This window comes from Luteitalea sp. TBR-22 (assembly GCF_016865485.1).
Classification (GTDB): Bacteria; Acidobacteriota; Vicinamibacteria; order Vicinamibacterales; family Vicinamibacteraceae; genus Luteitalea.
In genome coordinates, this window is record NZ_AP024452.1 from 3,030,042 (window position 1) to 3,049,569 (window position 19,528).

Consider the following 19,528-nt stretch of genomic DNA (forward strand, 5'->3'; position numbering starts at 1 on the left):
AGCGTTGTCAACCTTCAGCGGGCCGTGCGGGAAGGATGGCCGGGGGCGGGCGCCCCCGGCCGGTGGTGCGTCAGAAGCGGCCGCGTCCGGTCCACCGTCCGATCGTGCCCGAGCGGAGGGTCACGTCGGTCTGGTCGATCCACGCCGGCGTCGGGTTGGAGCCGCAGTGGCCGCCCATGATGTCGATGATGTAGACGTTGGTCGTCCCCTCGTCGCGCTCGGAGCCCCAGTTGTAGTCGACGACGTCCTGCGACGGGTCGCTGGTGTTGCCGCGCTTGCCGTTGTAGCCCCAGCGCGTGTCGAACTGGCGCAATCGATCGACCACTCGGTCCATGAACTCCCAGGTGCCGCCGCTGCTCTGGCAGGAGTTGCGCAGCGCCGACGGGTACTGGCGCGCGACCTCCTCGACCACCCACGCCATGTTGGGCAGCGGCAGGCGCTGGCCGGGGGCGGGATTGGGCGTGCGGGCTCCACCGGGCGACGGGCTCGGCGACGGAGACGGAGACGGCGCCGGGGAAGGTGACGGGCTCGGGGACGGCGTCGGGCTCGGCGTGGGCGTCGGCGCCACGGGCGCCGCAGGCGTCCGGAAGGTCGCCACCGGCGACACCGGGCTGGTGCGCACGCCGTCGCTGGCGGTCACGCGCCAGAAGTAGACGGTGTTGTAGGCCAGCGGCGTGGTCGTGGCCGTCGTCGTGGTCCCGGAGGTCCGCGCCACCGTCAACACCGCCACCATGTTGGCGAATGCCTCGTCGGTCGCCAGCTCGAACCGATAGGAGACCGGGCTGGCCAGCGGGCCGGTCGCGGCGCCGTTGGCGACGGTGAGCGAGGCCACGTTGGAGGTCAGGGTCGTGCCTCCCGTCGGTCCGGCCGGGGTCGGTGTGCCGACCACGACGGCGTCCTGCAGGACGAACGTGGAGATGGCGGAGAAGTCACCGGTGTTGGCGCCGTCGAGTGCCCGGGCGCGCCAGTAGTAGCGGGCGCCGCCGGCTGGCAGCGTGACCGGCACGGTGTAGGTCGTGCGGCCGCCGGTGCCGGGCGTGACCTTGTCGGCGCTGTGGACCTTGTTCTGGAACGCCGTGTCGGTGGCGATCTCCACCTGCAGCCAGATGGGGCGCTCACCGCTCGTGGTGGCGTTCTCGATGAGGAGGGTCAGGGTGCTGCCGGCCGTCAACTCCTGGTTGTTGACCGGCTCGAGGGGCTTGGGGGCGGTGATCGTCACGCCGGCGATCGGGCCGGCCACCGTCGGGCTGAGCGGATTGCGGCTCTTGCTCGATTCACATCCCACGAGCGCGAGGCCGGCGGCCATCCACGTCGTGAGCATCAGGGTTCGGGTCGGTCTCATGAAGCGTCCTCGCTCGTTCGAAGGAGGACCGCCACGTCCGTGCGGCGGACTACACCTCCTCTTCAGGCATATCGGACGATGGCGGGGGCACCATCAGTCCTTCCTTGCGCAGCAGAAAAATCAGGCCGCCGGGGAGCGAGGCGAGGATGAGCAGGGCCGCGCCGGCGATCGACAGGGCGAGGCCGGCGTCCACCGGGTGGCCCAGCATGCGGAACAGGTAGGAAAAGACGGCTTCGCGCACGCCGAACCCGTTGATGGAGACCGGCGCGAGCTGGATCACCAGGCTGACCGGCACGATGACCATGGCGTCGCGGAGCGGCAGGTCGATGTGCAGGCCGCGGGCCACGCACACGTAGAACACCACGACCAACCCCTGGACCACGAGCGCGCCGCCGAACGCCTGCAGCAGGCTGGCCCGGTCGCCCCCCGCCTTGGCCAGCATTGTCTCGAGCCGGCCCAGCCGCTCGGTCACCCAGTCCTCCCGCAGGCGGGCGAGTGGGCGCAGGCCACGCGTGACCAGGGCCGGTTGCGACACCACGATGGCCGCCGCGAGGGCCCCGCCGATGAGCAGGATCCAGAGGTAGCCGGTACCTGGCAGCGCGTGACGGAGGAGCAAGGACCCGCACGCCGCCACGGCGAACAGCGCGATCAGGCCGAGGACGCGGTCGAGCAGCACGACGGCCGTCGCCACGGTCCGCGACCCGGCCGCGCCGGCCGTGTCGGCGATCCGCACGAAGTCGCCGCCGATGTTGCTGGGGAGGAAGTTGTTGAAGAAATTGGCCACCAGGCAGGAGAGCGTCAGCTGCCAGGTCGTCGCGTCCACGTGCTGGGTGACCAGCAGCCGCCGCCAGCGCCATCCGCTCACGAGCAGCAGCACGGCCTGCACGAGGAGGGCGAGCGCAATCCAGCCCGGTTCGACCTGCCGCAGCCGGGCGGCGACGGCGCCCACGTCGGTCTGGCGGAACAACACCGCCAGCAAGCCGACACTGATGCTGAGTTTGAGGGCGAAGGAGGACGCGCGACGCACGCCACCGGAGATGGGCGACATGGAGTGAGGCAGGCCGGGCCCCCGCTTCGGCGGCCCAAGGGGAGAGACGGTACCATGGCCCCGGGAGTGGGTCTAGGCGCAGGCGCGCGCGACCCTCCTGAGGGCCAGCCGGGCCGAGCGCCGCGACGACCGCGGCGGCCGCGGCAGGTCAGCCGCTGGTCTATACTTGAGAGCTTGGCCGCGCCGGATGCCCCCCGTCGGGGGTACCGCCGCGACCGGTCGCCTTCCTGGAACCGTGACGCCCCCAGCCACGCCGCTCCGAATCCTGATGCTCGCGCCGGAGCCGTTCTTCGAGCCGCGTGGCACGCCGTTCAGCGAGTACCACCGCATCAAGGCCCTGGTCGAGGACGGTCATCACGTCGACCTGGTCACCTATCCGGTCGGCCGCGACGTCGACCTGCCCAACCTCCGGATCATCAGGTGCTGGCGGCCGCCGTTCATCAGGAAGGTGGCCATCGGGCCGTCGTTCACCAAGATCGTGCTCGACGCCTGCCTCACGCTCACCATCCTGCGGGTCGCCTTCTTCGGCGGGCAGCGCTACGACGCCATCCACTCCCATGAGGAGATGGGCGTGCTCGGCGTGTGGCTCGGGCGCCGGCTCAAGGTGCCGCACCTGTACGACATGCACTCGAGCCTGCCGCAGCAGCTCAACAACTTCCGCTATTCGCGGTCGAAGGCGTTGCGGTGGGGGTTCGAGCGGGCCGAGGACTACATGGTCCGCGGCTCGCAGGTGGTGATCACCATCTGCCAGGAGTTGCAGGACACCGTGCACGAGATGGGCGTCGGCGACCGCGCCGTGCTCATCGAGAACGTGATGGGGGGCGACGTCGACCCGGCGCCGGGACCCGGCCGGGAGGCCGTACGGGCCCGGTGGGGCCTGTCTGCCAGCCAACCGGTGGCGTTGTACACCGGCACGTTCGAGCAGTACCAGGGACTCGACCTCCTGCTCGACGCGAGCGTCGCCCTCAAGGCGCGCGTCCCCGGCGCCGCCGTGCTCGTCGTCGGTGGCGCGCCCGAGCAGGTCGCGGCGCTCGAGGCGCGGGCCAGGGCGGTCGGCGCTCCGCTGGTCCTGACCGGCCAGCGGCCGCCCGCCGAGATCCCGCACTTCGTCGACGCCTGCGACGTCCTGGTGTCCCCACGGATCTCGGGCACCAACACGCCGCTGAAGATCTACTCGTACCTGCGATCGGGACGCCCCATCGTGGCCACCAACCTGCGCACCCACACGCAGGTGCTGTCGTCGGAGTCGGCCGTGCTCGTGGAGCCGACGGCCGCGTCGCTGGCCGACGGGCTCGCCCGGGTGCTCGCCGACCGGGCCGAGGCGGCGCGCGTCGCCGCCGGGGCGCAGCGCCTCGCCGACGAGCGCTACAGCCGCGAGTCGTACCTCACCCGGACGCGGCGCGCCTATGCGATGCTCCTGGCCTCGATGCGCGGTGCCGGGACGGTCCCGGTGACCGGTGCGCCGGCCGCGCCGGGACAGGAGCCGCGGTGACGGCGCTGGTCACCGGCGTCACGGGGTTCACCGGCGGGCATCTGGCCCGCCACCTGCGACATCGCGGCGTCGCGGTGCGGGGGTTCGTGCGCGCGAAGAGCCTTGCGCGGCCGGAGGTCGCGTCGCTGCGGGAGGCTGGCGTCGAGATCGTCGAGGGCGATCTCACCGATGCGGCGGCCGTCGCCGCGGCGTGTCGTGGGGTCGAGGTGGTCTACCACATCGCCGCCACGTACCGCGAAGCAGGCCAGCCCGACAGCGCGTATCGCGCCATCAACGTGCAGGGGGTGCAGCACGTGATCGACGGCGCGCGGCAGGCCGGCGCCCGCCGCGTGGTGCACTGCAGCACCGGCGGCGTCCACGGGCACGTGGCCAACCCGCCGGCCAACGAGGATGCGCCGTTCAACCCGGGCGACGTCTACCAGGAAACGAAGCTGGAAGGGGAGCGCCTGGCCACGCTCGAGGGCCGCAAGGGCGGCCTCGAGGTGGTCGTGGCGCGGCCGATCGGCATCTACGGACCCGGCGACCTGCGCTTCCTCAAGATGTTCCGTGGCATCTCGCGCCGCCGGTTCCCGGTGCTGGGGTCGGGCGAGGTCTTCTATCACCTCACCTACATCGACGATCTCTGTGAAGGATTCCGGTTGTGCGGCGAGGTGCCGGCGGCGGCTGGCCGCACGTACATCCTGGGCGGGCCGCGCTACACGACGATGAACGAGCTGGTGGCGATGATCGCCGCCGAACTGAAGGTGGCGCCGCTGCCGTTCCACCTGCCGGTGTGGCCGTTCTGGCTGGCCGGCGCGGCTTGCGAGGCCGTGTGCATCCCGTTGCGGGTGCAGCCGCCGCTGTACCGTCGGCGGGTGGACTTCTACACGAAGAGTCGCGCCTTCGACATCACGCGCGCCCGCACGGAGCTGGGCTTCGCCCCGGCCGTCGACCTGCCGGAGGGCATCCGGCGCACCATCGCGTGGTATCGCGCCCAGGGCCTGTTGTGAGCGAGAAGATTTCGGTGCTGCACGTGTGCGACCACCTCGGGTGGACCGGGTCGCGGATGCACGGCGTCAAGCGCCTGTTCGCCTGGACGCTGCCGCGCTTCGACGCCAGCCGCTTCGACGTGTCGTTGGTGAGCCTGCGCAAGAAGGACACCTCCGAGGACACCCTCGAGCAGTTCGGGATCGACGTCACGTACCTGCACAAGGGCAAGTTCGACCCCGCCACGCTCACCGCGCTCCTGAAGGTCATGGATCGCAAGGGCACGCAGGTGCTGCACCTGCACGGCTACGGCGCGACGACGTTCGGCCGCATCGCCGCGGCGATGCGCGGCACCGCGGTGCTGCTGCACGAGCACGCCAACCACACGACGACGCCGTGGTTCCAGCAGGTGGCCGACTCGCTCCTGGCCCCGTACACGGACCTGGCGATCGCGGTCTCGGCCTCGACCGCGGAGTTCACCGTGCGGGCCCGCAAGATCCCGGCCGAGAAGATGAAGGTCGTCTACCTCGGCGCGCCGCTCGACGAGTTCGGGCGCACGCGCAGTCCGCAGGAGATCGCGGCGGCACGCGCCGCGCTCGGCATCGCGCCGGGAACGTTTGCCGTCGGCACGGTCACGCGGCTGATGCCGGCCAAGGGCAACCGGTACCTGGTGGAGGCCGTCAGGCCGATCGTCGAGCAGATCCCCGAGGCGCACGTCTACATCGCCGGGGAAGGCGAGTTGCGCGACGAGCTCGAGGCGCAGGCGCGCAGTCTCGGCATCACCGATCGTCTGCACTTCCTCGGCTTCCAGCGCGACGTGGCGGCCGTGCTCTCGGCCTACGACCTGGTGGTGTTCCCGTCGCTGTGGGAAGGGACGCCGCTCACCTCGTTCGAGGCGCTGGCGATGGGCAAGCCGATCGTCTCGACAGATGCCGACGGGCTGCGCGACATCCTGCGTGACCAGGTCGACGCGGTCATCGTGCCCAAGGAGGACGGACGGGCCATCGCCGATGCGGTCGTCGCCCTCGAACGCGACCCGGCGCGGCGCGCCGCCCTCGGCGCCGAGGCGCAGCGCACCAGCCGCCGCTACGACATCGCGGCCTACGTTCGCAAGATGGAGCGCCTGTACGAGTTGATGGCGCGGGTGTCGAGGCCGACCAGGCGCCAGGGACTGTTGCGCGAGGACCTCTCGTTCCTCGACAGCGGACCGCCGTCGCCGGCAATCGGCGTCGGCGCCCCGGGGGGCCGGGCGTGAACGTGCCCCGGGCCGCCCGGCTCGGGCGCGTGTGGAGCGATCCCGGTGCCGTTGCGACGCTGATCCTCGGCGTGCTGCTGCTCGGCTTCGCGCTGACGGTCAAGTTCCCGGTCGTCGCCTTCGGATTCCAGAGCGACGAGGCGACCTACTACAGCATCGGCCACAGCCTGGCCAGCGACTGGGACCTGCAGTTCCAGCGCCGCGACCTGGTGCGGGTCTACCGCGAGTTTCCCAGCGGCCCGGAGGGCATCTTCCTCAAGCGCGGACGCAGCGTGCACCTCGAGTTGCAGGCACGTCCGCCGTTCGTGGCGTGGGTGAAGGGGCCCGACCCGCGCGTCGATCGCCTCTACTACGGCAAGTCGTTCATCTACCCGCTCTTCGCTGCGCCGTTCATCGCGCTGGCCGGCACCAACGGCTTCCTCGTGCTGCACGCGCTGCTGCTCACCGCGTGCTTCGGCGCGGTGTATGCGTTCGTCCGCGCCCGGTCGTCATCGGCCGCGGCGCTCGCCTACGCGGTGGCGTTCCTGTTTGCCTCGGCCGCGCCGGTCTACTTCGTGTGGCTCACGCCGGAGCTGTTCAACCTCGCGCTGGTGCTGCTCGGGCTCTTCTTCTGGGCCTACAAGGAAGTCGCGCCGACGGCCGTGCCGACCGGCACCTGGCTGGACGGCTGGGGACGCCTGCTGCGTGGTCCGTGGTCCGACGTCATCGCCTGCGCCCTGCTCGGCATCGCCACGTTCTCCAAGCCCCTCAACGTGCTGGCCGCGGCGCCGGTGCTGTGGCTCGCGCTGCTGCGCCGGCAGTGGTGGCGCGTCGCCCTCGTCAGCCTCGCCTTCGTGGCCGCGACCGGCGGCCTGTTCCTGGTCAACGGGATCAGCAGCGGCGACATGAACTACCAGGGGGGCGGCGCCGACCGGGCGACGTTCTACGGACGCTTCCCGTTCCAGTCGCCCGAAGCGACCTTCGGCACCACCGGCATCGTGCGGGCCACCGACGGGCTGCTCACCGACGTCATCTTCAACCGCGACGCGTTGACCACCGTGCTGCGGCACAACGTCGTGTACTTCCTGTTCGGGCGTCACACCGGGCTGGTGCCGTACTTCTTCCCGGGCATGCTGACGCTCGGGCTCTTCCTGCTCGCCGGCCGCGATCGACGCGAGCCGTTCCAGTGGTTGGTGCTCCTGGCGCTCGCCCTGGCGTCCGTGGCGTTGCTGATCTACATGCCCTTCACGTACTCGGGCGGCGGCGGGCCGATCGGCAACCGCTATTTCCTGGGCTACTACGCGCTGTTCCTCTTCCTCGTGCCGGCGGCCATCACCGTGCGCACCGCCGTCGCCGCGGCGCTGGTGGGCGGGCTGTTCACCGCGCAGTTGATCGCCAACCCGTTCTACACGTCGTTCAACCCCGCGACCCACCCCAAGTACGGCGCCTTCCGGTGGCTGCCGATCGAGCTCTCGCTCGTCAACGACATCCCGGTGAACGTGACGCCGTCGCGGGCCAAGCAGCCGCTGGCCGGCGACCCGCCCGTGCAGGCCTACTTCCTCGACGACAACGCCTACAACCGCGAGGGCGAGTGGTTCTGGGTGCGCGGCGAGTCGCGCGCCGACATCATCCTGCGGGCGCCTGCCCGGCCGCATCCCGACGGCGCCTTCACGTCGTTGGCCATCGACGCGCTCGAAATCGAGATCGCCACCGGCGCGGCGGCGCCCGTCGTGCGCATCGACACGGGCGCGGAGCGGGTGCAGGTGGCCCCGGGCGCCAGGAGCGGCCAGGTGGTGAAGGTCCGGATGCCCGAGGGGTTCCCGTACAAGGCGATCCCCGGGCAGCCGCTCAACCGCGTGTACGCGATCTCCATCTCGGCAAGCGAAGGCTTCATCCCGCTCTTCGACGAGGGCGTGAACGACCGACGCTTCCTCGGCGCGCGCATCCGGATTCGCCCGCTGTACCGCGACGATCGGTATCAGCCGCCGCCTGCGCCACCGCCGCCTGCGAGATGAGCGGCGGTGGGATGCCTCGGCCCTGCGACCTTCCTGCATTCGGCATCGCAGCATTCCCGGCATTACCATCGTCAGTGAGCTGATATGTCCTACGCTTCCTCGCTCGAATCCCGCATCGCCAAGGCCGTCGCTCGTGCGTCGATCGAGCACCGGCTCATCGAGCCGAACGACCGCGTGATGGTCGGCCTCTCGGGTGGCAAGGACAGCTGGGCCCTGCTGCAGATCCTCGACGTCATCCGCCGGCGGGCGCCGTTCCCGTTCTCCTTTGTCGCCGTCAACGTCGACTCGGGCTACAAGGACTTCAAGCACGACGTGATCCGGAAGACCTGCGAGGAGCGCGGCTGGGAGATTCGCATCGAGCACACCGAGATCGGCGAGGTCATGGACGACCTCCTCGAGGCCAACGCCACCCCGTGCTCGCTGTGCGCGCGGCTGCGCCGGGGCGTGCTGTACCGCATCGCCGACGAGGTCGGGGCGACCAAGATCGCGCTCGGCCATCACGCCGACGACTTCATCGAGACCCTGCTGCTGAACCTGTTCTTCGGCGGCGCGCTCAAGGCGATGCCGGCGCGGCTGGTGTCGGACAACGAGCGGCACGTGGTGATCCGCCCGCTCGTGTACGTGTCCGAACAGGACGCCCTCGACTACGCGCTCGCCTCGGAACTGCCGATCGTCGGCTGCTGCTGCCCGGCGTGCGGCGACCTCGGCCTGCAGCGGCAGCGCCTCAAGCGACTGATCGGCGACCTCGAGCGCGAGCATCCCGGGATCAAGGCGTCGATGCTGAAGGCCCTGCAGAACGTCCATCCACGTCACCTCCTCGATCGGCGGCTCAGCCCGCTGGACGCGATGGCGCGTGCCGGGCATGTCGATGCCGATGACGAGGGGCGTGCAAGTGCCTCGGTGCACCCGCTGCCGGTCGTCGGTCGCACCGGCCGCGCCGCGGCGCCGCGCGTCTCGTGAGGGCCGTCCTCCAGCGCGTCCGATCCGCGTCGGTCACGGTCGAGGGCCGGGTGACGGGCGAGATCGGGGCTGGCTTCCTGGTGCTGCTCGGGGTCGAGGTGGGCGACACCGCGGCCGACCTGGCCTACATCGTCGACAAGACCGCCGCGCTGCGCGTGTTCCCGGATGCCGACGGCCGGATGAACGTCGACATCCGGCAGGCCGGCGGGGCGTTGCTCGTGGTGTCGCAGTTCACCCTGGCCGGCGATTGCCGCAAGGGACGACGGCCGTCGTGGGACGGGGCCGCCAGGCCGGAGGAGGCCCGCGCGTGGTACGAGCGCGCGCTCGAGGCATGGCGGGCGCACGGGCTGCCCGTCGAGGCCGGGGTCTTCCAGGCCGACATGCAGGTCGCCCTCGTCAACGACGGCCCGGTCACGTTGCTCCTCGACAGCCGCAAGCAGTTCTGACACCCTGTGCCCGCGGCGATCCGCGTCCGGTGCCCGGTGCCGGCGAGCGGGACGCCCGACCCACGTGTTCGGCCGCCCGACTCCCGACTCCCGACTCCCCACTCCCGGCCCATGCACTTCTGGAAAGCCCACGCCTACGGCAACGACTTCCTCTACGCCACGTTTGCCGACGTCGTCAGCGACGACCTGCCCGAACTCGCACGACAGATGTGCGGCCGGACCACGGGCGTTGGCGCCGACGGACTGATCCTGTTCGAGGAGCGGCGCAGCGGCGCGCGGATGCGGTTGTACAACGCCGACGGGTCCATCGCGGAGGTCTCCGGCAACGGCGTCCGCGGGCTCGCCGCCCTGTTGGCCCGGCAGCAGGGCATCGCCCCCGGCAACACGCTGCTCATCGACACCGATGCCGGTCCCAAGCGGCTGGAACTGCTGTCGCGCGACGAACGTCATCGGCCGGTCTTCCGGGCAGCCATGGGCGCGCCCGAGCACCTGACGCGGCAGGAGATCGAGGTCGATGGCGACGCCCTCTCCCTCGTCACGCTCTGGATGGGCAATCCGCAGGCCGTCTGGCTGGTCGACGTCCTCGACACGCGCGAGATGCTCCGCATCGGCGCGGCCCTGCAGCGCCACCCGGCGTTTCCCGATGCCGTCAACCTCGAACTGGCCCACGTGGTGAGCCCGACGGAAGTCGAGATCCTCATCTACGAGCGCGGCGTCGGCCCCACGCACTCCTCGGGGACCGGCTCCTGCGCGGCCGCCGTGGCCGCGGCCGCCTACGGGGGCGCCGAGCGGCGCGTCGAGGTCGTGGCGCCGGGCGGCCGGCAACGGGTGGACTGGCGTGACGATGGGGTGTTCCTGACGGGGTGGGCGGAAGTGATCTGCGAAGGCACCTGGCTGGCGTGAGGACGTTGCACGAGGCAATCGGCGCCGTCGAGACCTACTCGCCGGCCGAGGAGGCCTTCAACAGACGCCGACGCACGTGGGGCCTGTTCCTCGGGCCAGTCGTCTTCGCCCTCGCCTGGGTCTCGCCGCTGCCGCTCGATACCGCGCCGCACCGGCTGGCGGCCATCCTCGCGATGGTGGTGGTCCTCTGGATTACCGAGGCCCTGCCGATGGCGGTGACGGCGGTCCTCGGCCCGGTGCTCGCCATCGTGTGCCAGGTGGCGCCCGCGCGGGCGGCGTTGGCCCCGTTTGCCGACCCCATCATCTTCCTGTTCATCGGCAGCTTCATCCTGGCCGAGGCCATGTTCGTGCACGGCCTCGACCGCCGCATCGCGTTCACCGCGCTGGCCTCGCCGTGGGTCGGTACCAGCGGCGCCCGCATCCTGGTGACCTACGGGCTGGTCGGCACGACGATCTCGATGTGGATGAGCAACACCGCCACGACGGCGATGCTGTTCCCGATCGGCGTGTCGATCGTCGCGCAGCTGCGCCGCGGCGTATCGGGCCAGGACGAGGCCCTGCGCCGCTTCGCGACGGCGATGATGCTCATCACGTCGTTCGGCGCCTCGGTGGGCGGGATGGCGACCCCGGTCGGGACGCCGCCGAACCTGATCGGCATCGGCCTCATCGAGCGCATCACCGGCACCCACATCGGCTTCTTCCGCTGGATGGCCATCGGCGTGCCGTTGGTCGTGATCCTGTTTGCGTTCCTGGCGGTCTACTTCACGCGCACCAGCACCCGCGGCATCGAAGTCGGCGAGGCCAGCGCCCGGATCGTCCGGGAGGAACTGGCCCGTCTCGGTCCGGTGACGCGTGCCCAACGCAACGTGATGCTGGCCTTTGCCATCACGGTGCTGCTGTGGACCTTCCCCGGCGTGCTGGCCTTGCTCGGGCAGGGCGACTCGCCGCTGGCACGCAGCTACATGACCTCGGTACCGGAAGGCGTGGCCGCGATGCTCGGGGCGATGCTGCTGTTCGTGCTGCCGGTGCACTGGAACGCTCGCCGTTTCACGCTCACCTGGGAGGAGGCGGCCCGCATCGACTGGGGAATCGTGCTGCTCTACGGCGGCGGCCTGGCGATGGGCGACCTGGCGTTCTCGACGGGACTGGCGCGCGCCATCGGCGAGGGGATGACGGCCTGGTTGCCGGGGGCCGGGGTGGTCCTGCTCACGGCCGTGTTCACGGGCGTGGCGATCCTGCTCTCGGAGACCACCTCCAACACCGCCTCGGCCAACATGGTGGTGCCGGTCGCCATCGCGGTGGCGACGGCCTCGAAGGTGGACCCGATGCTGCCGGCGCTGGGGGCGACCCTCGGCGCCTCGATGGGCTTCATGATGCCCATCTCGACCGCGCCCAACGCCATCGTGTACAGCAGCGGGCACGTGCCGATCGGCGCGATGATCCGCTACGGCTTCTGGCTGGACGTGGCCGGCTTCGTGGCCATTGTCGGCGTGCTCGCGCTCATCGGCCCGCTCCTGTTCTGATCGCGGAAGCTGCGCCGGTCGCGAGCGGCGTCCTTCGCAGTTCCTGCCAGCCGACCCTGCCCCTCAGCGCCCGTGGCGGCCGCCTCGGGCCGCCGGCGCCGCCGCGCGCTCCTCGTCGAAGGTGCGGGTTGCGGCCCGAATCCGCTCGGTGAGGGGGGCGGCCAGCGCCAGGGCGTCGGCAAAGCGCTGGGCTTGCACCTGCGAGCGCGCTTCTTGCAGACCTTTCTCGCCGGCGGCAATCGTCTCCTGCAGGGTCTTGAACGCGGCGGTGGTCGACACGGCACGCCGACCGGTGGTCGGGCCGGCGGCGACGGCGGAGCCGAGGCGCTGCTGGGCGGTGGCAAGCGCGAGTTCGGCTTCGGTGAGGGCGCGCTCGGCCTGCCCGCGGGCGACGGCCTTCTTGTCTGCCGCCTCGCGGGCCGCATTCTGGGCCCGCTCGCGCGCGTCGAGGGCCTGGTTGAGGGCCTGACGGTAGTCGCGCTGGCCGACCGCCTCGTGGGAACGCCGCAGGGCGTCCTCGGCGGCGCTGAACTCCGCCGTCGCGTATTGCGGGGCGCCGGCGGCACGCGCCGTGGCGATGGCGCCTTCGGCTTGATCCATTTCCTTTTGCGGCGGCGCCGCGCAGGCGGCGACGGTCCCCAGAGCGAGCGCCGCGGCGAGGGCGCGCAGCACGGGTCGGCCCGTGCCCGGACGATCGAACATGCGCAGGAGTATACCGAGAGGGCGTAGTAGCATGTGGGGCTCGGCCCGGCGGCCGGCAGGGTCAGCGGGGGCGCGCCGGCCATGAAGGCGCTGGCACCCGAGGACCGGCCGCGCGAGAAACTGGTCGAACACGGGGCTCCGGCCCTCGGCGACAACGAGTTGCTCGCGATCGTCGTCGGACACGGCCATGGCGGGGCGAGTGCGCTGGACCTGGCCAATCGGCTCATGGGCGAGGTCGGGGGACTGCGGGGACTGGCGCGTGTCTCGCCAGCCGCCCTCCGACGCCGTGGTGTCGGACCGGTGACGGCCGGCCGCATCGTCGCGGCGGTGGAACTGGGGCGCCGGAGCGTGGTGCGCGCCGCGCCGGCGCGGCTGCAGGTGGCGGCGCCGGCGGACGCGGCGCGATACCTGCTGCCACGCTTTGCGAGCGCTGAGGTCGAGCAGTGCGGGGTGTTGTTGCTCGACGCCCGGCATCGGGTGTTGCACGCCCGCGTGCTCACCCGCGGCACGGCCGACGCGGCGACGATGCACCCGCGGGACGTGTTCCGCGAGGCGGCGCTGGCCGGGGCCGCGGCACTCGTGCTGTTCCACAATCACCCGTCCGGCGATCCGCTGCCGAGCCCTGAGGACCTGGCGCTCACGCAGCGGATGGTCGCGGCCGGCGAGGTGATGGGAATCGCGGTGGTCGACCACGTGATTCTCGGCGACTCGACCTACTGCAGCCTTCGCGACCTCGGCAAGCTGACGCGCTGACGACCTGACCATGCCTCGCTTCTACCTCACGACCGCCATCGATTACGTCAACAGCCGGCCCCACCTCGGGACCGCGTACGAGAAGATCACGGCCGACGTCATCGCCCGGTACAAGCGCCTCGCCGGCCTCGACACGCACTTCGTGATGGGCAACGACGAGCACTCGCAGAACGTGTTCCGTCGCGCCCGCGAGCTCGGCAAGGATCCCCTGGCCTACTGCGACGACATGGAGGGCCAGTTCCGCGAGGTGTGGCGGGCGCTCGACCTGTCGTTCGACGACTTCATCCGCACCACGCAGGGTCGCCACAAGGCGGCGGTCGAGACCATCGTCCGGCGGATTGCCGACGCGGGCGACCTGTACCAGGCCGACTACGAGGGGTGGTACTGCGTCGGCTGCGAGGCCTTCAAGCAGGAGAAGGACCTGGTCGAGGGACTCTGCCCGATCCATCGCACGAAGCCGGACTGGATCAAGGAACGCAACCACTTCTTCCGCCTGTCGGCCTACCGGGATCGCCTGCGCGCCCACTTCGCCGACCACCCCGACTTCCTGCAGCCGGAGAGCCGTCGCAACGAGATTCTGAGTCTCCTCGAGTCGGGCCTCGAGGACATCTCGATCAGCCGGGCGGGGCAGTCGTGGGGCATCCCGCTCCCGACCGACCCGAGCTCGGTGGTGTACGTCTGGTTCGACGCCTTGATCAACTACGCGTCGGCGGTCGGCCTGGGCACCGACCCGGCCCTGTTCGACACGTGGTGGCCGGCCGACCTGCACGTGGTCGGCAAGGACATCACGCGCTTCCACTGCGTGATCTGGCCGGCGATGCTGATGAGCGCGAAGCTGCCGGTGCCCCGGCAGGTGTTCGGCCACGGCTGGGTGCACCTGCGGGGCGAGAAGATGAGCAAGTCGCTCGGGACCGCCGTCGATCCGCTCGAGGCCGCGCAGCGCTTCGGTGCCGATGCCCTGCGCCTGTTCCTCACCAAGGAGATTCCGTACGGCGCCGACGGCGACTTCACCTTCGAGCGGTTCGAGGAGCGCTACAACGCCGATCTGGCCAACAACCTCGGCAACCTCGTGAGTCGCGTCACGGCGATGGGTGCGCGGTACCGGCAGGGGCACCTCACGCCCACCGCCTCGCCGTCACGTCTGCGTGACCTCGCCGAGACGACGGTGGGGGAGTACCGCGCAGCGATGGACGCCTTCGCCCTGCACCAGGGCGTGGCGTCGGTGTTCCGGTTGCTGGATGCGACCAACGAGTACCTGGCCGAGCGGGCGCCCTGGACCCTCGCCAAGGATCCCGCCAACGCCGCGGCGCTCGACGAGGTGCTCTTCACGGCGGCCGAGAGCCTGCGCCTGGCGGCCGTGCTGCTCGGCCCCGTCATGCCGGCCTCGTCGCAGGCCATCCTCGCGCGCCTCGGCGACCCGTCGCCCCTGGCGACACGCCGCCTGGCCACCGACGGCACGTGGCGCGCCGAGGGCGCGCGCACCGTCGCGGCCGGCGACGCGCTGTGGCCGCGCGCCGAGTCGGCCCCTGTCGTTCCTCCCGTGACGGCTCCGGCCGTCACCGTCGCCAAGCCTGGAGTTGCCTCCGTGTCCGAGCCAGAGTCGTCCCCCGTCCCCTCCGCCGCACCGCCCGCGGGCACGACCGCCCACGTTCCTGGCGCAACGCCGGTCCAGGTGGCCGTCGCCGCCGCACCAGAAGCCGAGGGCGGGGTCATCACCATCGACGACTTCATGAAGGTCGAGTTGCGAGTCGGCAAGGTGCTGGCCGCCGAGGCCGTGCCGAAGTCGAAGAAGCTGCTCAAGTTGACCGTGCAGGATGGCCCGGAGTCGGAGCGCACGATCCTGGCCGGCATTGCCGAGTCGTACACGCCCGAGGCGATCGTCGGCCGCACCATCGCGTTCGTGGCCAATTTGGCGCCCCGCCCGATGATGGGCCTCGTGTCGCACGGGATGGTCCTGGCCGCCGACACCGACGGCAAGGCGCAACTCATCTCGTTCGAGACGCCACCCGCACCCGGCACCCGCATTCGCTGAGATTTCAGAATTGCAGAATCTCAGAATTTCGGAAATTCAACAGCAACGTCAGGCTCCGAAGTGCTGAAGCGTTCGTGAAATTCTGAAATCCTGCAATTCTGCAATTCCGACAGTGCTGACAGGTGAACCGTTTCGATGCTGATTGACACCCACTGCCACATCGCCGGCGACGAGTTCGCCGAGGACCTCGACCTCGTCGTGGACCGGGCCCGCGCCGCAGGCGTCGAGCGTGCGATCTGCATCCTCGATGCGACCACCCGCGTCGAATTCGACAGGGTGCCGCGAGTGCGCGAGGCCTGGCCGGCGGTGCGGTTCGCGGCCGGCGTGCATCCGCACCATGCCGGCAAGGTCGACGCCGGCCGGGTGCGCGACGTGGTGGCGGCGGCCGTTGACGAGGTGGGTGCGGTCGCGGTCGGTGAGATCGGCCTCGACTACCACTACGATTTCTCGCCGCGCGAGACGCAGCGCGCGGTCTTCGGGGCACAGGTGGTCTTGGCGGTGGAGCGCCACCTGCCGGTGGTGATTCACACCCGGGAGGCCGACGCCGATACCCTCGCGGTGCTCGACGAGTCGGGGCAGGGGCGCGTGCGGGGCGTGTTCCACTGCTTCACGGGCGACCAGGCGCTGGCCGAGGCGGCCATCGCCCGGGGCTTCCACCTGTCCTTCTCGGGCATCGTCTCGTTTCCACGGGCCGGGGCGCTCCGGGAGGTGGCGGCGTGGGTGCCCGCCGATCGGTGGCTGGTGGAAACCGACAGCCCGTACCTGTCGCCGGCGCCGCACCGCGGCGGCCGCAACGAGCCGGCCCGCGTGGCCAGGGTGCTCGAGGTCCTGGCGGAGGTGCGAGGACTGTCGCTCGCTCAGGCGCGGGCGCAGGCGCAGGCCAACGCCGAAGCCGTGTTCGACGGGGTGGGCCCAACAGGTAGCGCTCGTTGACAGCGTTACCCTAATGTGTTGAGATTCCTGAGGTTCCGCACGTGCAGCCTTCCTCGTCTCCCTCTGATCTTGCGCAGTTGTTCGAGCCCGTCAGGGACGACCTGGAACGCGTCAACCAGGCCTTCCTGCGCCACATCGACTCGCGCGTCGAGCTGATCCCCGAGATCGGGAAGTACCTGCAGAACACCGGCGGCAAGCGCGTGCGCCCGGCCGTGATGCTGATGGCCAGCCGACTGGCCGGTGGGCACGACAAGAGCGACATGGCCGTGCTGTATGCCTCGGTCATCGAGTTCATCCACACGGCGACGCTGGTCCACGACGACATCATCGACGACTCGGAACTGCGGCGCGGCCGCCTCGCGGTGCATGCCCGCTGGGGCAACGACGTCACGGTCCTGCTCGGCGACTACCTCTACATCAAGTCGCTCGGGATGGCCCTGCAGTACGACCGCATCGACGTCCTCCGCGTGCTCTGCGACATCACGCTGAAGATGATCGAGGGGGAGCTCTACCAGCTCACCAAGAACGGCGACACCGAGATCACCGAGGACGAGCACTTCGACATCATCCGCCGCAAGACGGCGTACCTGTTCGCGGGCGCCTCGAAGATCGGCGGCATGGTGGGCGACATCACGCCCGCGCAGGAACAGGCGCTCTGGGATTACGGCTTCAATCTCGGCATCGCGTTCCAGTTGGTGGACGACCTGCTCGACTACACCGCCGACCAGGCCGCCCTCGGCAAGCCGATTGGCAGCGACCTGCGCGAGGGCAAGCTGACGCTGCCCATCATCCTGCTGCGCGATCGCGCCGCGGAGCAGTCACGGCCGATCATCGATCAGGTCGTTCGCGACGCCGACATCAGCGAAGAGGCCTGGCGGCAGTTGCTCGGCCTGCTGCGTGAGTACGACATCATCCCGCAGGTCACCCGCCGTGCCGGGGAGTACGCCGAGCAGGCCCGCGAGCAGCTCGCCTCGTTCCCGGAGAGCCGGGAGCGCGACGCGTTGGTCGGCCTGGCCGACTACGTGCTCGCCCGCGATCGCTAGGTACCCTAGGCGCATGCCCGCGCCCGCCGACCGCATCGACGCGCTCCGCGCACTCATCCGGCACCACGAGGAGCGGTACTACGTCCTCGACGATCCGGAGATCTCGGACGCCGAGTACGACGCGCTCGTCGGCCAGTTGCGCGATCTCGAGTCGGCCCACCCCGACCTGGTCACGCCCGACTCGCCCACGCAGCGGGTGAGCGGACGCCCTGCCGAGGGCTTCGCCACGGCCGAGCACCTGCGGCCGATGCTCAGTCTCGACAACGCGTACAGCGACGAGGACCTCGTGGCCTTCGACGAGCGCGTCCGCAAGGGTCTCGGTGGCGAGGACGCGGTCGCCTACGTCGCCGAGCTCAAGATCGACGGCCTCAGCATCGCGGTCACCTACGAGGACGGCGTCTTCGTGCGCGGCGTGACCCGCGGCGACGGCGTGGTGGGCGAGGACGTGTCGCTCAACGTCCGCACGATTCAGGCCATCCCCTTGCGCCTGAAGCAGGCGCCATCGGGTCGCCTTGAGGTGCGCGGCGAGATCTACCTGCCCCGCCCGGCGTTCGAGCGCCTGAACGAGGAGCGCGAGGCCGACGGCGAGCCGCTCTTCGCCAATCCCCGGAACGCCGCCGCCGGCACGTTGCGCAACCTCGACCCCGCCCTGGTTGCCAGGCGGGGGCTGCGCGCCTTCTTCTACCATGCCGTGCGGCCCGAGGACGCGGCCGGCGACGATGGGTTGCCCGCGACGCAGGCCGCGCTGATGCACGCGCTCGGCACGTGGGGCCTGCCGGTCGAGAAGCACTGGCGGCGCTGCGAAGGCATCGATGCGGTGAAGGCGTTCTGCGCGTCCTGGGCCGATACCCGGCAGTCGCTGCCGTTCGACACCGACGGCATCGTCATCAAGGTCGATCGCCGCGACGAGCGCGAGCGCCTGGGCTTCACCTCGAAGTTCCCGCGCTGGGCCACCGCCTACAAGTTCCCGGCGCAACAGGCGACCACGCGGCTGCTCCGCATCGACGTGCAGGTGGGGCGCACCGGCGCGGTCACGCCGCTCGCCGTGCTCGAACCGGTCCTGCTGGCCGGTTCGACGATCCAGTACGCGACCCTCCACAACGAGGAGGAGATCCGCCGCAAGGACATCAGGCCAGGCGACGAGGTGCTGCTCGAGAAGGGCGGCGACGTCATCCCGAAGATCGTCAAGCCGATCGTCTCGCGTCGCCAGGCCGGGTTGCCCCCCTTCGAGATGCCGACCCGGTGCCCGGTCTGCGCCAGTGCGCTCGAGCGGCCGGAGGACGAGGTCGTGTGGCGCTGCCCCAATCCGAGCTGCCCGGCCCGGCTGCGACGGAGCCTCGAGCACTTCGCGGGACGACGGGCGATGAACATCGACGGGCTCGGCGAGGCGCTCGTCGACAAGCTCGTGTCGCTGGAGCTCGTGCGCGATTTCGCCGACCTCTATCACCTGACGGTCGAGGGCCTGGCGGAGCTGAAGTTCGAGGCGCAGCCGCGCAGGAAGAGCGGCGAGGGCGACGAGCCCACGCCGCCGGCACGCACGCTCACACCGCGCCGCTTCGGCGAGAAGTCGGCCACGACGCTGGTCGCGCAGATCGACAACAGTCGGCGCAACGACCTGTGGCGCCTGATCTTCGGCCTCGGGATTCGCCACGTGGGCGAACGCGGCGCGCAGGCCCTCGCCTCGGCGTTCGGCACGATGACGGCCCTGGCGGGCGCCAGCGAGGCGCAGCTGCAGGCGGTGCCCGACATCGGCCCGGTGGTGGCCGCCAGCGTGCGGCGCTTCTTCGATGCCCCGGAGACGGCACGCCTGCTGGCGCGGCTCGAGGCCGCCGGCCTGAACATGGGTGCCCCCGTCGCCGACGGGCAGGGCCCCGGGCCGCTGGAGGGGCGGACCATCGTCCTGACCGGAGGGCTCGCGGCACTGACGCGTGACGAGGCGACCGAACGGCTCACGGCGCTCGGTGCCAAGGTCGCCGGGTCGGTCAGCAAGAAGACGTCGCTGGTCATCGCCGGCGAGGATGCCGGTAGCAAGCTGGCCAAGGCGCGCGACCTCGGCGTGCCGATCGGCGACGAAGCCACCCTGCTGCGCCTGCTCGCCGACCCGGCGACCTGGCCGCCTGCCTGAGACCTGAGCCT

Annotated in this window: 16 protein-coding genes; 13 read left to right on the forward strand and 3 right to left on the reverse strand. The window is 70.8% G+C overall.

Going from position 1 to position 19,528, the window contains the following annotated elements:
• Window positions 1-70 precede the first annotated feature (70 nt).
• Together TBR22_RS12460 and TBR22_RS12465 are read right to left on the reverse strand one after the other, a co-directional pair.
• Complete coding sequence (locus TBR22_RS12460; RefSeq protein ID WP_239493315.1) at window positions 71-1,342, reverse strand: hypothetical protein; 1,272 nt, start codon at window positions 1,340-1,342, stop codon at window positions 71-73.
• Window positions 1,343-1,391: 49 nt separating this feature from the next.
• A complete protein-coding gene (locus tag TBR22_RS12465) occupies window positions 1,392-2,390 on the reverse strand; it encodes a lysylphosphatidylglycerol synthase transmembrane domain-containing protein (protein WP_239493316.1) in 999 nt (332 codons plus the stop codon).
• A 235-nt stretch (window positions 2,391-2,625) separates the two neighbouring features.
• On the opposite strand from TBR22_RS12465, the gene TBR22_RS12470 reads away from it, so the two are divergent.
• The 8 genes from TBR22_RS12470 to TBR22_RS12505 all read left to right on the forward strand — a co-directional run bounded on the left by TBR22_RS12470 (window position 2,626) and on the right by TBR22_RS12505 (window position 11,929).
• On the forward strand, window positions 2,626-3,882 hold the full coding sequence (locus TBR22_RS12470) for a glycosyltransferase (protein WP_239493317.1): 1,257 nt from the start codon (window positions 2,626-2,628) through the stop codon (window positions 3,880-3,882).
• Complete coding sequence (locus TBR22_RS12475; RefSeq protein WP_239493318.1) at window positions 3,879-4,871, forward strand: NAD(P)-dependent oxidoreductase; 993 nt, start codon at window positions 3,879-3,881, stop codon at window positions 4,869-4,871. The genes TBR22_RS12470 and TBR22_RS12475 overlap by 4 nt, the downstream gene beginning before the upstream one ends.
• Entirely contained in the window at window positions 4,868-6,103 is a 1,236-nt protein-coding gene (locus tag TBR22_RS12480; protein WP_239493319.1) for a glycosyltransferase family 4 protein, read from the forward strand. Before TBR22_RS12475 ends, TBR22_RS12480 begins: the two co-directional genes overlap by 4 nt.
• Window positions 6,100-8,097 (forward strand): hypothetical protein, encoded by a 1,998-nt coding sequence (locus tag TBR22_RS12485; RefSeq protein ID WP_239493320.1) that lies wholly within the window; start codon window positions 6,100-6,102, stop codon window positions 8,095-8,097. Before TBR22_RS12480 ends, TBR22_RS12485 begins: the two co-directional genes overlap by 4 nt.
• 84 nt (window positions 8,098-8,181) lie before the next feature.
• Window positions 8,182-9,057 (forward strand): tRNA 2-thiocytidine(32) synthetase TtcA, encoded by an 876-nt coding sequence (gene ttcA / locus TBR22_RS12490; RefSeq protein ID WP_239493321.1) that lies wholly within the window; start codon window positions 8,182-8,184, stop codon window positions 9,055-9,057.
• Window positions 9,054-9,503, forward strand: coding sequence for a D-aminoacyl-tRNA deacylase (dtd, locus tag TBR22_RS12495; protein WP_239493322.1), 450 nt, complete (start codon window positions 9,054-9,056; stop codon window positions 9,501-9,503). The genes ttcA and dtd overlap by 4 nt, the downstream gene beginning before the upstream one ends.
• Before the next feature lie 111 nt (window positions 9,504-9,614).
• Window positions 9,615-10,406 carry a diaminopimelate epimerase gene (dapF, locus tag TBR22_RS12500; RefSeq protein WP_239493323.1) on the forward strand — a complete coding sequence of 264 codons (792 nt, stop codon included), beginning with the start codon at window positions 9,615-9,617 and terminating at the stop codon, window positions 10,404-10,406.
• Entirely contained in the window at window positions 10,403-11,929 is a 1,527-nt protein-coding gene (locus TBR22_RS12505) for a DASS family sodium-coupled anion symporter (RefSeq protein WP_239493324.1), read from the forward strand. Before dapF ends, TBR22_RS12505 begins: the two co-directional genes overlap by 4 nt.
• A gap of 63 nt (window positions 11,930-11,992) precedes the next feature.
• Here the strand turns inward: TBR22_RS12505 and TBR22_RS12510 are convergent, their stop codons facing one another.
• Entirely contained in the window at window positions 11,993-12,631 is a 639-nt protein-coding gene (locus TBR22_RS12510; RefSeq protein ID WP_239493325.1) for a DUF4398 domain-containing protein, read from the reverse strand.
• An 81-nt stretch (window positions 12,632-12,712) separates the two neighbouring features.
• Here TBR22_RS12510 and radC point away from each other — a divergent pair, with 81 nt between their 5' ends.
• The 5 genes from radC to ligA all read left to right on the forward strand — a co-directional run bounded on the left by radC (window position 12,713) and on the right by ligA (window position 19,517).
• Window positions 12,713-13,384, forward strand: coding sequence for a DNA repair protein RadC (gene radC / locus TBR22_RS12515; RefSeq protein WP_239493326.1), 672 nt, complete (start codon window positions 12,713-12,715; stop codon window positions 13,382-13,384).
• Window positions 13,385-13,394: 10 nt separating this feature from the next.
• Window positions 13,395-15,416: a methionine--tRNA ligase gene (gene metG / locus TBR22_RS12520; protein ID WP_239493327.1), complete on the forward strand. Its 2,022-nt coding sequence runs from the start codon at window positions 13,395-13,397 to the stop codon at window positions 15,414-15,416.
• A 135-nt stretch (window positions 15,417-15,551) separates the two neighbouring features.
• The gene (locus TBR22_RS12525; protein ID WP_239493328.1) at window positions 15,552-16,349 is read left to right on the forward strand and encodes a TatD family hydrolase; all 798 of its coding nucleotides are present in this window, start codon (window positions 15,552-15,554) and stop codon (window positions 16,347-16,349) included.
• 41 nt (window positions 16,350-16,390) lie between these two features.
• The gene (locus tag TBR22_RS12530; RefSeq protein WP_239493329.1) at window positions 16,391-17,392 is read left to right on the forward strand and encodes a polyprenyl synthetase family protein; all 1,002 of its coding nucleotides are present in this window, start codon (window positions 16,391-16,393) and stop codon (window positions 17,390-17,392) included.
• Window positions 17,393-17,405: 13 nt separating this feature from the next.
• On the forward strand, window positions 17,406-19,517 hold the full coding sequence (ligA, locus tag TBR22_RS12535; RefSeq protein ID WP_239493330.1) for an NAD-dependent DNA ligase LigA: 2,112 nt from the start codon (window positions 17,406-17,408) through the stop codon (window positions 19,515-19,517).
• The last annotated feature ends 11 nt before the right edge of the window (window positions 19,518-19,528 follow it).

Excerpts from the sequence above, each read along its gene's own strand:
- TBR22_RS12460 (WP_239493315.1), bottom strand. The coding sequence starts at position 1,342 with ATGAGACCGACCCGAACCCTGATGCTCACGACGTGGATGGCCGCCGGC.
- TBR22_RS12465 (WP_239493316.1), bottom strand. The coding sequence starts at position 2,390 with ATGTCGCCCATCTCCGGTGGCGTGCGTCGCGCGTCCTCCTTCGCCCTC.
- ttcA (WP_239493321.1), top strand. The coding sequence starts at position 8,182 with ATGTCCTACGCTTCCTCGCTCGAATCCCGCATCGCCAAGGCCGTCGCT.
- dapF (WP_239493323.1), top strand. The coding sequence starts at position 9,615 with ATGCACTTCTGGAAAGCCCACGCCTACGGCAACGACTTCCTCTACGCC.
- TBR22_RS12510 (WP_239493325.1), bottom strand. The coding sequence starts at position 12,631 with ATGTTCGATCGTCCGGGCACGGGCCGACCCGTGCTGCGCGCCCTCGCC.
- radC (WP_239493326.1), top strand. The coding sequence starts at position 12,713 with ATGAAGGCGCTGGCACCCGAGGACCGGCCGCGCGAGAAACTGGTCGAA.
- metG (WP_239493327.1), top strand. The coding sequence starts at position 13,395 with ATGCCTCGCTTCTACCTCACGACCGCCATCGATTACGTCAACAGCCGG.
- TBR22_RS12525 (WP_239493328.1), top strand. The coding sequence starts at position 15,552 with ATGCTGATTGACACCCACTGCCACATCGCCGGCGACGAGTTCGCCGAG.
- ligA (WP_239493330.1), top strand. The coding sequence starts at position 17,406 with ATGCCCGCGCCCGCCGACCGCATCGACGCGCTCCGCGCACTCATCCGG.